The sequence below is a fragment of the Sorangium sp. So ce590 genome, assembly GCF_051521365.1.
In the GTDB taxonomy this organism is placed as follows: domain Bacteria; phylum Myxococcota_A; class Polyangia; order Polyangiales; family Polyangiaceae; genus Sorangium.
Genome location: NZ_CP150346.1, coordinates 4332206 through 4346696 on the forward strand (window position 1 = coordinate 4332206; position 14491 = coordinate 4346696).

10 protein-coding genes are annotated in these 14491 nt (G+C 73.0%); 5 read left to right on the forward strand and 5 right to left on the reverse strand.

Annotated elements, in window-relative coordinates:
- The first annotated feature begins 428 nt into the window (after positions 1-428).
- Together WMF28_RS16255 and WMF28_RS16260 are read left to right on the forward strand one after the other, a co-directional pair.
- Positions 429-2633, forward strand: a complete 2205-nt coding sequence (locus tag WMF28_RS16255) for a bifunctional alpha,alpha-trehalose-phosphate synthase (UDP-forming)/trehalose-phosphatase (protein ID WP_437603149.1) — start codon at positions 429-431, stop codon at positions 2631-2633.
- 129 nt (positions 2634-2762) lie between these two features.
- On the forward strand, positions 2763-4502 hold the full coding sequence (locus WMF28_RS16260) for a DUF389 domain-containing protein (RefSeq protein WP_437603150.1): 1740 nt from the start codon (positions 2763-2765) through the stop codon (positions 4500-4502).
- A gap of 31 nt (positions 4503-4533) precedes the next feature.
- On the opposite strand, the gene nhaA is transcribed toward WMF28_RS16260, so the two are convergent.
- Entirely contained in the window at positions 4534-5940 is a 1407-nt protein-coding gene (nhaA, locus tag WMF28_RS16265; protein WP_437603151.1) for a Na+/H+ antiporter NhaA, read from the reverse strand.
- 267 nt (positions 5941-6207) lie between these two features.
- Here nhaA and WMF28_RS16270 point away from each other — a divergent pair, with 267 nt between their 5' ends.
- Entirely contained in the window at positions 6208-7230 is a 1023-nt protein-coding gene (locus WMF28_RS16270; protein ID WP_437603152.1) for a phosphotransferase family protein, read from the forward strand.
- On the opposite strand, the gene WMF28_RS16275 is transcribed toward WMF28_RS16270, so the two are convergent.
- Positions 7199-7846 (reverse strand): histidine phosphatase family protein, encoded by a 648-nt coding sequence (locus WMF28_RS16275; RefSeq protein ID WP_437603153.1) that lies wholly within the window; start codon positions 7844-7846, stop codon positions 7199-7201. The two genes, WMF28_RS16270 and WMF28_RS16275, sit on opposite strands and share 32 nt — an antisense overlap.
- A 238-nt stretch (positions 7847-8084) precedes the next feature.
- Positions 8085-8987: a LysR family transcriptional regulator gene (locus WMF28_RS16280; RefSeq protein WP_437603154.1), complete on the reverse strand. Its 903-nt coding sequence runs from the start codon at positions 8985-8987 to the stop codon at positions 8085-8087.
- A gap of 180 nt (positions 8988-9167) precedes the next feature.
- Between WMF28_RS16280 and WMF28_RS16285 the strand changes: the two genes are divergently transcribed.
- Positions 9168-9713, forward strand: a complete 546-nt coding sequence (locus tag WMF28_RS16285) for a hypothetical protein (protein ID WP_437603155.1) — start codon at positions 9168-9170, stop codon at positions 9711-9713.
- Positions 9710-11200, forward strand: a complete 1491-nt coding sequence (locus tag WMF28_RS16290) for an MFS transporter (RefSeq protein WP_437603156.1) — start codon at positions 9710-9712, stop codon at positions 11198-11200. Before WMF28_RS16285 ends, WMF28_RS16290 begins: the two co-directional genes overlap by 4 nt.
- Before the next feature lie 35 nt (positions 11201-11235).
- Here the strand turns inward: WMF28_RS16290 and WMF28_RS16295 are convergent, their stop codons facing one another.
- On the reverse strand, positions 11236-12549 hold the full coding sequence (locus WMF28_RS16295; RefSeq protein WP_437603157.1) for a PQQ-dependent sugar dehydrogenase: 1314 nt from the start codon (positions 12547-12549) through the stop codon (positions 11236-11238).
- Positions 12550-12755: 206 nt separating this feature from the next.
- Complete coding sequence (norR, locus tag WMF28_RS16300) at positions 12756-14324, reverse strand: nitric oxide reductase transcriptional regulator NorR (protein ID WP_437603158.1); 1569 nt, start codon at positions 14322-14324, stop codon at positions 12756-12758.
- Positions 14325-14491 lie beyond the last annotated feature (167 nt).

Below are 14491 nucleotides of genomic sequence, written 5' to 3' on the forward strand. Positions count from 1 at the left end.
CAGCTCGTACCGGCGAGCCGCGCCGCCCCGAGAGCGCGCCCGCGCGGCCCGCCGGCGTCGCGCCCTCCCGAGCGACCGCGATCGCGCGCCCGGCCCGCGGACCTGTCGGCCCACAGCCCGCCTCGCCCTCCACCGGCGCGCGACGCGCCGCGACGCTCCTGCGCGGCGCGATCGCGGCTCGATCGACGCGCAACGTCGGCCGGCGCGCCGGATCAGCTTGCGCGACGCCGCGCGATATGTTTTGAGTTCAAAGTATTCGCTCGCCCGCGACGATCCCGGGTGGGCATCGCGCCCTGTTCGTCTTCGACGGCACGAGGCCTCGCGGCTCGTCCCTCTGCGCCGGCGCGCCTCGCGCCCGGCGGATGAGGGCCGTGCCGTGCCTCGCGCCCGACGCGCGGCGCCTCGTTACCGCGGAGGAGGGGAGTTCCATGTCCCGACTGCTCATCGTCTCCAACCGTCTCCCGATCAGCGTGCGCGTCGACCGCGGCGCGCTCTGCCTCACGCGCTCCTCGGGCGGCCTCGCCGCCGCCATGCGCGGCCCGCACGAGCGCCACTGCGCGCTCTGGGTCGGCTGGCCAGGCAGCGTGGCGAGCCTCACACCGGAGCAGCGCGACGACGCCGACGAGGCGCTCGCCGGGATGCGCGCCGTGCCCGTGCACCTCGGCGCCGCCGAGCAGCACCGCTTCTACGACGGCTTCTCGAACGGCGTCCTCTGGCCCCTGTTCCACTACCTGCTCGACAAGGTGAACCTGGACGCCGAGCTCGACTGGGAGGCCTACCAGCGCGTCAACGAGCACTTCGCCGACGTCGTCGCCACGCAGTACAGGCCGGGCGACGCGATCTGGGTGCACGACTACCAGCTCATGCTCCTCCCGGCGCTCCTCCGGCGGCGCCTCCCCGGGGCGCGGATCGGCTTCTTCCTCCACGTCCCGTTCCCGTCCGCCGAGGTCTTCCGCATCCTCCCGTGGCGGGAGCAGATCGTGAGGGGCCTGCTCGGCGCCGACCTGCTCGGCTTTCACACGGCCAGCTACCGCAGGAACTTCGCGGCGTCGGCGGCGCACGTGCTCGGCGTCGAGCCGGGCGAGGCGGCGATCGAGCACGACGGGCGCACGGTCGCGCTCGGGGTCCACCCCATCAGCATCGACGCCGCCGAGATCGAGCGGCTCGCGGGCCACCCCGGCGTCCGGGAGGAGGCGGCGCGCATCCGCGCCGAGGCGCGCGGCCGCAAGATCGTGCTCGGGATCGACCGCCTCGACTACACGAAGGGGATCCCGCGCCGCCTGCTCGCCATCGAGCGGCTCCTCGAGCGCGAGCCCGAGCTGCGCGAGCAGATCCGCTTCATCCAGCTCGCCGTGCCCACGCGGGAGATGGCCGGCGCGTACGCCGACTTCCGGCGGGTCGTGCACGAGCTGGTCGGCCGCATCAACGGCCAGCACGGTACGACGTGCGCCACGCCGATCCACTACATGCACCGCTCGCTGCCGTTCGAGCAGGTGGTCGCCCTCTACCTCGCCGCCGACGTCATGCTGGTGACCCCGCTCCGCGACGGCATGAACCTCGTCGCGAAGGAGTACGTCGCCGCGCGGGTCGACGACGACGGTGCCCTCATCCTGAGCGAATTCGCGGGGGCCTCGGCCGAGCTCGCGGAGGCGATCTCCGTCAACCCGTACGACATCGGCTCGGTCGCCGCCGCCGTGAAGCGAGCGATCGCCATGCCGCCCGCCGAGCAGCGGGTCCGGATGGCGGCGCTGCGCCGCCGTGTGGCCACGCACGACGTCCACGCCTGGGCGCAGTCGTTCCTCGATGACCTCGACCGCGCGGCGGCGCCGGAGCCCGCGGGGGCCGCCGTGGCGTCGCGCCGGGGGATGCCCGAGAGCGTCGTCGAGAGCGTCCGCCTCGCGCCGCAGCGCGTGTGGATCCTCGACTACGACGGCACGCTGGTCCCGTTCGCGTCGGTGCCCGACCTCGCCGCGCCCGACGAGGAGCTCCTCGCGCTGCTCACGGCGCTGTCCGAGCGCGACCGCGTGCACGTCGTGAGCGGCCGTCGGCGCGCCGACATCGAGCGCTGGTTCGGCGCGCTGCCGCTCCACCTGCACGCCGAGCACGGCTTCTGGTCGCGGCCCAAGGCGAGCGACGACTGGGTCGCGCTCGAGTCGGACGCCGCCGCGTGGAAGGGCGAGGTGCGGGCGATCCTGGAGGACGTCACCCGGCGCACCCCGGGCAGCTTCATCGAGGAGAAGACCGTGACCCTGGCGTGGCACTACCGCACGGCCGAGCCCGAGCTCGCGGGCGAGCACGTGCGCGAGCTGCGCGCGCGCCTCGAGGCGCGCATCCCCATGGACACGCTGGAGCTCCTCGCCGGCGCGAAGGTGGTCGAGGTCCGGCCGCGCGGCGTCCACAAGGGCAGGGTGGTGCCGCTCATCCTGGACGATGTCCCCGCGCGGGCGGCGGTGATCGCGATCGGCGACGACCGCACGGACGAGGACATCTTCGCGGCGCTCCCGCCGTCCGCGTGCACCATCCACGTCGGCAACCAGAGCAGCCGCGCCGCCTACCGCCTGCCCGACGCGGGCGCTGTGCGGCGCCTCCTGCGCTCGGTCCACGCTGGATCCGACGCCGGATACGACGCCTGATCGCGCCGGACGCCGCGCCTCGCCCATGCCGGACGACCTTGGCCGCCGCCGCCCGCTGCGCGGCGCCGCCCGCGAGCGCCCCGCGCTCCCAGGGAGGGCGCGGCGGAGAGGCGCGTTATAAGGCGCGCCATGGATCAGGATCCCGACCATCAGACGCCCGCCGGAGCGCCGCACGGGCGGCACGCGTGGGCGGTCCTTCAGGACCGCATCGCCGCCGCGTTCGACATCGAGCCCGAGGCCCGCGAGGCCATCGTCCGGAGCATGCTGGAGCGGAGCGCCAAGGGGGCGGCGGGGTACTGGCTCCAGCTCTTCCTCGCCATGGGCATCGCCTCGCTCGGGCTCGTCCTCGGCAGCGGGGCGGTCGTCATCGGCGCGATGCTGATCTCGCCGCTCATGGGCCCCATCGTCGAGCTCGGGATGGGCCTCGCGATCGGCTCGCCGTTCCTGGCGCTGCGCTCCTTCACGCGCGTCGCCTTCAGCGTCGTCATGGTCGTGGCGAGCGCCGCGGTCCTCACGCTGATGCTGCCGTTCTACGAGGTGACGTCGGAGATCGCCGCGCGCACCTCGCCGACGGCGCTCGACCTGCTCATCGCGATCTTCTGCGCGATCGCGGCCGCCTACACCACCGTGAGGCCCGGCTCGGAGACGACCTCGAGCGCCGCGGGCACGGCCATCGGCATCGCGCTCGTGCCCCCGCTCTGCGTTGTCGGCTACGGGATCGGCACGCGGGTGACGAGCATCGCGAGCGGCGCCGCGCTGCTCTTCACGGCGAACCTCTGCGCGATCCTCCTGTTCGCGATCCTCTGCTTCTTGCTCCTCGGCTACAGCGCCGTCAGCACCGCGGAGCTCGAGCACGCGGAGCTCGCGAAGCAGAAGCCGGGGGCGATCCGCCGCGTGGCGCGCGCGCTGCAGGTCTTCTTCGAGCTGCGCCACGGGTGGATCTTCCGCGTGATGATGCCGCTGGCGCTCCTCGGGGCCGTGTACTCCCCGCTCCGGGAGGCGCTCGCGCGGGTGTCGTGGCAGGTGCGCGTCCGCACGGCGATTGTGCGCATGCTGGACGCGCTGCCGCAGAGCACGGTGCGGTCGAGCGTCTCCGTCGAGCACGGCAGCGTCGCCGTGCGCCTGGTGACGCTCGGCCGAGCCGACGAGGCCGAGCGGATCGAGCGCGACCTGCGCGACAAGATCGCTGGCGTCGCGGGCATGATCCCGAAGGTCGACGTGATCGCGGTCCTCGACGCGAGCGCGCTGGAGGAGGTGGCGGCGTCGCTCAGGGCGAGCTCGACGCCCGTCGACGTGGTGCGCAAGGAGCCGGAGCTCGTGCTCGTCCAGAAGGAGCTCGCCGCGTCGCTCGCGGGCGCGTGGCCGCACGCGGCGGGGCCGCTCGTCGCGTGGCGGCTCCGGTTCCCGGACAACGAGCCGGCCGTCGTGGAGGTCGTGCACGTCGGCCCCGCGCTCGGCGTCCCGGCGGCCGACCTGCTCGGGCGCGCCCTCTCGCGCGAGCTCGGCGCGGAGCTGGCGGTACAGGACCGCGCCCTCTCGCCCGAGCCGATCGTCGCCGAGCCGGAGAGCGGGTGGTCCTGGCTCCAGGAAGCCCGTCCCGCGCTTGCCTGGGTGGACGACGTGGAGGCGCTCCACGGATGCGTCGAGGTGCCCCCGAACCCCGAGGAGAAGCCGATCGGGGAGCTCGAGGCGGTCCTCGCGTCGCTCCGGTCCCTGCCGGCGCTCCGCTCGGGTCGGGTGCACGTCGGCGAGGGCGCGCGGTGGCGGGCCGTCGTCTCGACCGCGCCGTGCGCGCCGCCGGAGCCCGCGCCGGCCGACGCCGGCGCCGCGGCGGACACCGGCGCGGCGCCGGACGCCGGCGCTCGTTGAGCCCCGCCGCGCGGGCGAGCGCCCGCGGCGGCTACTGCTCCGTCGACATCTCGGCCTCTTCGAGCGTCCGCGCCGCGCCGGGCGTCGGGGCCTCCGACAGCGCGAACCTGCCGACGAGGAGGCCCACCACGGCCGCCACGGCCGAGGCGAGCAGGACGCCGAGCTTGGCCGCGGCGAGCATCGCGGCGTCGCCGAACGCGAGGCCCGCGATGAAGATCGCCATCGTGAAGCCGATGCCCGCGACGCAGCCCACGACCGTGATCCCGCGCCAGCCGACGCCGCGCGGCAGGGCGCAGACGCCGAGCCGGACCATCGCGAAGCTCGCGAGGAGGACGCCGATCGGCTTGCCGACGACCAGGCCGAGCATGACCCCGAGCAGGATCGTCCCCGCGGCCGCGTGGTCCAGCGAGGATCCGTCGACGCGGACGCCGGCGTTGGCGAAGGCGAACAGCGGCATGATGCCGTAAGCGACCCACGGGTGGAGCCCCGCCTGGAGCCGGACCACGGGCGGCAGCGCCTCGAGCTGGGCTCTCCTGATCTGCTGGAGGGGCGCGATCAGCTCGTCCGTGCGGTGGCTCTCGCGATGGGTGAGCGCGTCGACCCGGTTCACCGCGTCGCGGGCCGCGGCGAGGAACCCCTCGCTGCCGAACCAGGAGCGCACCGGCGTCAGCAGCCCGACGGCGACGCCGGCGATCGTCGGGTGGACGCCGGCGCGGAGCATGCCCCACCAGACGACGGCGCCGGGGATCACGTAGGCCGAGGGCGGGCGGACGCCGAAGCGCTGGAGCAGCAGCACCGCGAGGGCCCCGCCGCCGGCGATGAGCAGCCCGCTCCAGGCGATGCCCGACGAGTAGAACAGCGCGATGACGATGATGGCGCCGATGTCGTCGATGATCGCGAGCGCGAGCAGGAGTACGCGCAGGGCAGGGGGCACGCGCTTGCCCAGCAAGGCCAGTACCCCCACCGCGAACGCGATGTCGGTCGCCATGGGGACGCCCCAGCCGTGCCGCGAGATCGACGATGGGTTGAGCGACAGGTAGACGAGCGCGGGCACGACCATGCCGCCCAGCGCCGCCGCGACCGGCAGCGCCGCGCGCTTGAGATCCGAGAGCTCCCCCTCGTAGATCTCTCGCCGGATCTCCAGGCCGACGACGAAGAAGAAGATCGTCATCAGCCCTTCGTTGATCCAGAAGTGGAGGGACTGCGTGAACACCAGCGAGCCGGCGCCGATCGTGATCGGGATGTGCCAGAGGTGCTCGTAGGCGTCGCCCCACGGCGAGTTCGCCCACGCGAGGGCGAGCACGGACGCGATCAGCAGGATGATCCCGCTGGCGGCCTCGACGTGCAGGAAGCGCTCGATCGGGCCGAGGACGCGCTCGGCGATGCGGCGGGCAGGGGCCCAGGTTCCGGGGGCAAGCTGAGAAGGGGATCGACTCAAAGGACCGCCAAGGCGCGCGCGACGTTGCGCGCGGAAGGGGAAGGCGGCCCGACCGTCCCGTGAAGACCTGTCGCGGCGCTCCGCCGGCGCGACACCCGGGCGAGAGAATACTCATCCAGGCAAACGAATCCAGCGCCAACGGCTGGGCGGGCCAGGTGCCTTGCCCGGCGCCGTCGGGCGCCGTCGCTCTCGCTCGCGGACCGGATTCGAGGCGCAGTGTGGATCGTGAGCTGTCCTCGGCGCATCGTGGGACCCGGAAGGTGAGGAATGACGCGAGATGCTCTGGATCGCGCCGCGGTGACGGCCTTTCTCGTCGCGCGGCACGGCGACGCCGTGTGCGGCTCGGCCATCGAGATACGCCCGCTCCAGGGCGGGCTCTGCTCGGAGGTCGCGCTGGTCACCGCGCGGCTGCGCGGCGGCGCCGGGCCGCGCCGGGTCGCGGTCGTCGCCAAGCTCGTGGACGGCGTGGCCGCGCGCGAGGCGGCCGTCTACCGGCGGCTCTCGAGGTCCGTCGCGCGGCGCTTCTCGCCCGAGCTGCTCGGCGTGCAGCGGCTCGGGCGCGGGCGCTGGCTGCTCTACCTCGAGCGGATCGAGCCGGCGCACGCCTGGCCCTGGGCCGACAGCGGGCACACGGCCCGGGTGCTCGACCGGCTCGCGCGCCTCCACGGGGAGACGACGCCGGGCGCCCCCCTGCCGGCGTGGGACTACGAGGCCGAGAACCTCGCCGTGGCGCGCGGCACCCTCTCGCTGGCCGAGCGCCTTCCCCGCGGCGAGGTCCCCGCGCTCGCCCGGGCGCTGCCCGCGCTGCGGCGGGTCGTGGCGGCGCTGCCCGCGATGCGCCGCCAGCTCCTCGCGTTCCAGCCGCTCGGCCGCGCCGTGATCCACGGCGACGTGCACCCGGGCAACGTCATGGTTCGCCGGCGCGACGGCCTCGCGGAGCCGGTGCTGCTCGACTGGGCGCGCGCGCGGATCGGCTCGCCGCTCGAGGACGTGAGCTCGTGGCTCCAGGCCCTCGGCTACTGGGAGCCGGAGGCGCGGCGCCGCCACGATACGTTGCTCGCCGGCTACCTTTCGGCGCGCGGCCTCGCCCCCGCGCTGACCCGGCCGCTGCGCGACGCCTACTGGTTCGCGGCCGCGTCCAACGCGCTCGCCGGCGCGCTCGGGCACCACCTCGCGACGGCGAGCGGGGCGAGCGATCCCGGCGCGACGCCGAGCGCCCGCGCGGCCGCGGCCCGGAACGCGGCGGACTGGCTGCGCGTCATCCGCCGGGCCGACGCGCGCTGGAGCTGACCTGCTCGCGGTCGTCGAAGCGCAGGAGGACGCCGCGCTCGCCCTGCCACGAGAGCGACGTGAGGCTGGCGTTGCCCGGCCGGAACGGCTCCCACCGCGCGGGAGGGGCGCCGCGCAGCGCCCCGACGATCTGCCCGATGACGCCGGCGTGCGTGACCACGAGCACGCGCTGCCCCGGGTGCGCCGCGGCGATCGCGCCGATCGCCGCGAGGCAGCGCGCGCGAAACTCGCGGTAGCTCTCCCCCCCGGGCCAGCGAAAGTCGTCGTCGTCCTGGCGCAGGTTGGCCTCCCAGAGCGCGGCGTGGCGCGCCTTGACCTCCTCGATCGGCGCGCCGTCCACCTCGCCGCAGCAGATCTCGCGCAGGCCCTCGTGCGGGCGGACCGGTCCCCACGCGCCCGCCGCGATCCGCGCCGTCTCGAGCGCGCGGCTCAGCGGGCTTGCAACCACGGCGTCGAACGCCGGGCCTCCGGCGAGGCGGCGGCCCAGCGCCGCGGCCTCCTCCCGCCCTCGCGCGTCGAGCGGCGTATCGGTCCACCCGCTCATCGGCGTCCCGGGACCGCCGCGGTTGCCGGCGGTGCGACCGTGGCGCACGAGGATCAGGAGGCAGGGCTGCATGGCTCGAGGGGGAGCAGGCCGCTCGGCCTGGAGGCTAGCGTGAGCCGCGGCCCGATCGAGCGCCGCGCGCGACGGGCTCATCCCGGCGCCGCGGCCGCTCGATCGGCGCGCTCGCGCTCGCGCCCGCGCGCTTCCGCCCCGCTCGCTGCGCTGTTCATCGCGCTGTGGCGGTGTTCCGCTCGGCCCCGACAGCGGTCTTCAGCGCGACGGAGAGCCCCGGCACGCGGCCAGACGGGCTCTAACCAGCGCTTTCCGACGCGCAGACAGCGCGAAGGCATGCTCGCAACCAGCGGTGTGCCGGATCGGCGTCCATTCGGGGGTGCCACAGCATGGACACGGTGAACCCGATCGCAGGCACTGGAAGGCGGAAGCTGAACATCCCATCGCGCATACTCGCTGTATGGCGATCTGGAACCGTGGCCACCAGATCGGAAGCCCGCGCCAGCGACAGCGCGGCTGAAAAGCCACCGACGATGGCTCCGACCTTCCGGATGAGGCCGGGGGGCAGGAACGGTCGCTCGACGGCGCCGTTTTCATGGCCGCTGCGCGAGACGATGACGTGGTGCGCCTGGGCATAGGCCTTGGCGGTCACCTTGCCGTCGCTCAGAGGATGCCCGGCTCGCGCGACACCGACCAGCCGATCATGGAACAACGCTTGGCTGCGCACCTCCGGACCAAGGGACGCTTCAATCACGCCGGTCTCCAGATCGACCCGACCGTCGCGGAGGGGCGTGCTGTCCTTGTCAGGCTTCTGAAGGAAATGGAGGCGCACCCCCGGGGCCTCCTCGCCGATTCGTGCCAGGAGGTCAGGGCCGAAGTTCTCCACGAAGCCATCGCTGGTCCGCAGCGCGAAGGTCCGGACGAGCCCGGTCAGGTCAATCACTCGATCCGGGCGCAACACGGCCTCAGCGTCCTCGACGAGCTGGTGAACCCGCTCACGCAAGGCCAGCGCTCGAGGCGTCAGAACCAGGCCGCGGCCCGCCCTGACGAGGAGCGGATCACCGGTCGTCTCTCGCAGGCGAGCCAACGCGCGGCTCATCGCCGAGGGGCTGAGCCGCAACCGTTGAGCGGCGCGCGCCACGCTTCCTTCTGCCAGGAGCACGTCGAGCGTGATGAGCAGGTTCAGATCGGGGGACGCCATGCCCCGAAGATAGCATGAACCTCGAGCTTGACTGATGACAGCGGCGAGATCGCGGGAGAGCCGAAATAGTCGTCGCGGGTCACATGGCGTCCAGCGCACGGACGACATGCACACGCTGCGCGTTCCGGTATGTCACGCGGCCCTCTACCCTTCCGAGACACTTCAACGGAGGGAACGACGATGGCCAACAGCGCTCTGCAGACATTCATCGACGGCACGAAGGCGGCCTGGGGGCCGCTGACGAGCGAGCTGGTCGCCGAGTGCCGCCAGCATTTGGAGACTCTTCTCAAGGCTTCGCCGTCAGAGGCGTGGCTCGCGGCGCTTCACCGGAACGCGCCCACAAATGAGGAGCTGTATCGCGACCCCACCCATGGGTTCGTGCTCTTAGCGCACACCGAGCACGCCGGGCTCTATCGGCCACCCCACGACCACGGCAGAGGGTGGGTGATCTATGCGATGCAGCAGGGCGAAATCGAGATGGGGACCTACGCGCGCGTGGAGGACCCGGACGGCCAGGTCCGGCTGGTGAAGAGGGACTCGACCCTGGTGCGGGCCGGCCAGGTCCAGGCGTACCTCCCCGGCGACATTCACGACACGCGGTGCATGACGAGCTCGGCCCTGCTCTTCCGCTTCACGGAGCGAGACCTGAGGGTCGAGGACCGGCAAGAGCACCGGGTCACCCGGTATGTCGAACGCAACGGCGTCTGGACCACGGCGGCAGCATGACCCGTCTTCTGGCCGAAGGGCGGGCCGAGATGCCCCCCCTGGACCGATCCACGCCGCAGCAGGCCCACGCCGACGCCGGGCTGCCATCGCCGCGACGCGCCTTCGCGATCGCCGCTGTGTTGAGCGCCATGAGCCTGGTGGTGCTCGACGCGGGCATGGCCAACGTCGCCTTGCCGACGATGGCCCGCGCGTTGAGCGCCACGCCGTCCTCGGCGGTCCTCGTCATCACCGCGTACCAGACCGCGCTCGTCATGGCGCTCCTGCCCTGCGCAGCCCTCGGCGAACGGCTCGGCTATCGCCGGGTGTTTGTCTGGGGTGTCGCTCTATTCACGGCGGCGTCCGCGCTGTGCGCCCTGTCGCCCTCGTTGCCTTGGCTCGTCGCCGCCCGGTTCGTCCAGGGCCTTGGCGGCGCCGCCGTGATGGCGCTGGGCGTCGCCCTCTTGCGGTTGTCCGTTCCTCCGGAGCAGCTCGGCGCCGCCATAGGCTGGAACGCGCTGACGGTCGCGCTCTCGTCGGCCGCGAGCCCCGCCATCGGCGCCCTGATCCTGGCGGGGATGGGCTGGCCTTGGCTCTTCCTGGTGAACCTCCCCGTGGGCGCGACGGCGCTGCTGGCCGCGCGCGCGCTTCCGCCGGTCGCCGGAACGGGGCAGCGGATCGACGGGCGCAGCGTGGCGCTGAACGGCGTCGCCTTTGCGCTGCTCGTCCTCGGAGCCGAGCTCTTGCCGACACGGCCGCTCGCGGCCGGCCTGCTGCTCGCGATGGCGGCGATCGCCCTGATGGGGCTGGTTCGTCGGGAGATGCCGAAGGCCGCCCCGATGATCCCGCTCGACCTGCTGCGCGGCAGATCGTTCCGGATCTCGGCGATCGCTTCGGTGTGCTGTTTCACGGGCCAAACGGCGGGCCTGGTGGCGCTTCCCTTCTACCTGCAACACCAGCTTGGGCAGACGCCGCTCGTGGCCGGGATCTACATGACGCCCTGGCCGCTAACCGTCGCTGCGACAGCTGTCGTCGCCGGTCGCCTTGCGGACCGCATACCGACGGCGTGGCTCTGTGCTGTCGGCGGCGCCTGCCTCGCCCTCGGCCTGGCGGCGACCGCCGTGTGGCCGCTGCAGGGCGACCCTCGGCTGCTCATCGCGTTCGTCATCGTCTGCGGCCTGGGGTTCGGCCTCTTTCAGGTGCCGAACAACCGCAACATGTTCCTCTCGGCGCCACCGGAACGGAGCGGCGCGGCGGGCGGCATGCAAGGCACCGCTCGTCTGACCGGTCAGACGGCGGGGGCGGTTCTCATGACCCTGCTCTTCACCACCACCTCCCTCGACGTAGCGCCTCGGGTCGGACTTGGGATCGGAGCCGTATTGGCCCTGACCGCCGGCATCGTGAGCGCTGCGCGCGGTCCGGCACGGGGAGCTCTGGCGCGAATACAAGGCCGTGGCACGCAAGTACGGGGAGTGACGCGGCGCTCCTCGGCCGCCCCTCGACCGACGTGAGGCTCCGTGCTCGCCGGCCGCCTTGGTTCGTGGTCTCACTTGCCGTAGGCCACCCGCCACACGGTGTTGCTCTGGTCGTCGGTCACCAGCAGCGCGCCGTCCCTGGCCACCGCGACGCCGACCGGACGACCCCACACGTCGCCGGTGCTCGTGACGAATCCGGTCATGAAGTCCTCGTAATAGCCGGCCGCCTTGCCGTCCTTGACCGGGATGCGGATCACCTTGTAGCCGGTGCGCCGCGAGCGGTTCCACGAGCCGTGCTCCGCGGCGAAGATGTGGCCCTGGTAGTCGGCCGGGAACTGCTGGCCCGTGTAGAAGCAGAGGTCGAGGGACGCCGAGTGCGACTGGATCAGCACGTCCGGCACGATGACCTTGTCCCTCAGCTCGGGGCGCTTGCCCTGGTGACGCGGATCCTGGTGCGGGCCGAGGTAGTACCAGGGCCAGCCGTAGAAGCCGCCCTCTTGCACGCGCGTCACGTAATCGGGGACCAGGTTGTCGCCCAGCTCGTCGCGCTCGTTCACGCTGGTCCAGAGCGCGCCCGTCGCCGGCTCGATGGCCAGGCCGACCGGGTTGCGGAGGCCGGACGCATGGAGCGTCTCGTTCTTGCCGTCGGGGGTGAAGGCCAGGATGCAGGCGCGCCGGATCTCGTCCTCGTCGTCGTCGACGTTGGAGCGGGATCCCACCGACACGAACATTCGCTGGCTGTCCTTGCTGAAGGCGATATCGCGGGTCCAGTGGCCCCCGCCGCCCACCGCTTCCTTGCCCGAGGGGATGTTGGTGACCAGCGGCTCGGCCGGGCCGCTGGCCTTTGTGTCGCCCGCCTTGTAAGGGAACCGCACAACGCTGTCGGTGTTCGCGATGTACACGTGCGTCGGCGCATCGGCGCCGGCCGGATAGAAGGCGATGCCGAAGGGGCGGTTGAGATCCTCGGCAAAGGCGCTGCGGACGTCGGCCTTGCCATCGCCGTCCGTGTCCCGGAGCACCGTCACCCGGTCCGCCTTGCTCTCGGCCACGAACACGTCGCCGTTCGGCGCCACCTGCACGACGCGGGGCTCCTCCAGCCCCGTGGCGAGCTCGGTCACGGTGAATCCCGACGGGACTTTGGGGAACACACCGGCTGGACGATCTGCCTTGCTTGGCCTGTTGACCACCGACTCCTCCTCGTTGGGCGGGGGGAGATCGGCGACGGTGATCTTGCGCTTCACCCCCGGCGCGTCCGTTGTCCAGTCGCCCAGCGCGTCAGCGCCGGTGAGGATCCTGTCGGTGGGCGCTGGCTGCGGCGTGACCTCGGCGCGCTTGGGCGAGCACGAGGCCAGCGCGCCCGCGCCGATCAGGAGCGCCTGAGCCACCCCACGCCGGGCCCACCGGCGGTCTGATCTTCGGTTGTCCATGGACACTGGTTGCCACTCGGCTCCTCCTCTGTCCACCGCTCCCTTGGACCGATGAGCCCGCCCATCATCTCGACTTGCATGGAACGCTGTCCCATGAACGCCTCACCCGGGCGTCCCCGGGAACTCGGCTCCTCCCGCCGCGGTGGCCCCGCGGCAGGCGCGCCTCACCGCAGCCCGAGCCGCTTCGCGAGGTGGTGCAGGTTGCTGCGGTGCATCCCGAGGGACCGCGCCGCGGCGGCCCAGTTGCCGTCGTGCTGCGCCACGGCCTCCTGGATGAGCGCGCGCTGGTAGGCGTCGACCCGCTCGTGCAGCGTCGCCCCCGCCGCGGGCGGCGCCTCGCCGCCGTCGCCCTTGGCGTCCTCCGCCCCCTCGGCCCGGGGCGGCGGCGCCGCGGCCGCGAAGCTCCCGCCGAGGTGCGCCGGCTCCAGCACCACGGGCGCCCCGCGCGGCACGCCCCGCGACGCCTGCAGCACCATCCGGAACAGCGTGTTCTCCAGCTCGCGCACGTTGCCCGGCCACGGGCCGTCCATGAGCAGCTCGCGCGCCGCCTGCGTGAGCCGCACCGGGCCCACCCCGAGCCGCGCGCGCGCCGCGTCGCAGAAATGGCCCGCGAGCAGCGGGATATCGCTCCTCCGCTCGCGCAGCGGCGGCACCGCCACGCGATAGACGTTGAGCCGGTGGAACAGGTCCGCCCGGAAGCGCCCCGCGGCCACCTCCTTCTCGATATCGCGGTTCGTGGCCGCCACGACGCGGACATCGACGCGCAGCGACCGATCCGCGCCCACCCGCTGCACCTCGCCCTCCTGCAGCGCCCGCAGCAGCTTCGGCTGGATCGACGGCGGCAGCTCGCCGATCTCGTCGAGGAACAGCGTCCCCCCGTCGGCCACCTCGAGCTTGCCGGGCCGGCTCTGCTCCGCCCCGGTGAAGGCGCCGCGCACGTGCCCGAACAGCTCGCTCTCGGCCACCGACTCGGGCAGCGCCGCGCAGTTCACGTGCAGCAGCGGCTCGCCCCGCCGCTTCGACGCCGCGTGGACCGCCCGCGCCACGAGCTCCTTGCCCACGCCGGTCTCGCCCGTGATCAGCACCGTGAGATCCGACGGCCCCACGAGCGCGATCTCGTCCCGCAGCTTCTGCATCGCCGGGCTCGTCCCGAGCAGGTCGGCGCCCCGCTCCCGCTCCGCGGCTTGCCGGAGATCCTCCGCCACGAGGCCGAGCCGCTCGGCGCTGTGCTCGAGCGCGTCGATGAGCTGGCTCGTGCGCATCGCCGCCCCGGCCAGCGCGCCCAGCCAGGAGAGCGTCCTCGCGTCCACCCCGTCGAAGGCGCGCGGATCGAGCGCGTCGGTCGTCAAGAGCCCGATCAGCGCGCCCTCCACCCGCAGCGGGCAGCCGAGGCACGCGTGGACGTGCGCGAGCGCGGTCGCGTCCGACGCGAGCAGCCCGTCGAACGGATCCGGAAGATCGGTGTCCGACGGGAAGCGCACCGGCGCCTCGGCATGGCAGAGGAGGTCGAGCCGCGGGTGCGCCCTGGCGCAAAACGTGCGCCCCAGCACCTCCGGCGTGAGCCCGTGCGCCGCGAGGGGCACCAGCACGCCGTCGTCGTACCGCATCAGGCACGCCGCATCGCACGGCACCACGTGCCGCACCGCCTCGAGCAGGCGCCGGTAACGATCCTCGGCCCCCAGCGACGTCGTGAGATCCAGCGCCACCGACAGCAACGCCTTCAGGCTCGGCATGTTGTGGATGATACAACATCGTTGTGATTTTTACAACGTTATTGTGTTGCTAAAAGCGCAACATTGGCCCCTGGATGCAGGAGACGAAGGGGCGCAGCCGAGCGGCACGCCGCCTGCTTCATGGCCCGGCATCACGACCGGAGCCCCCGAGCCGCGCCGCGGAGGCG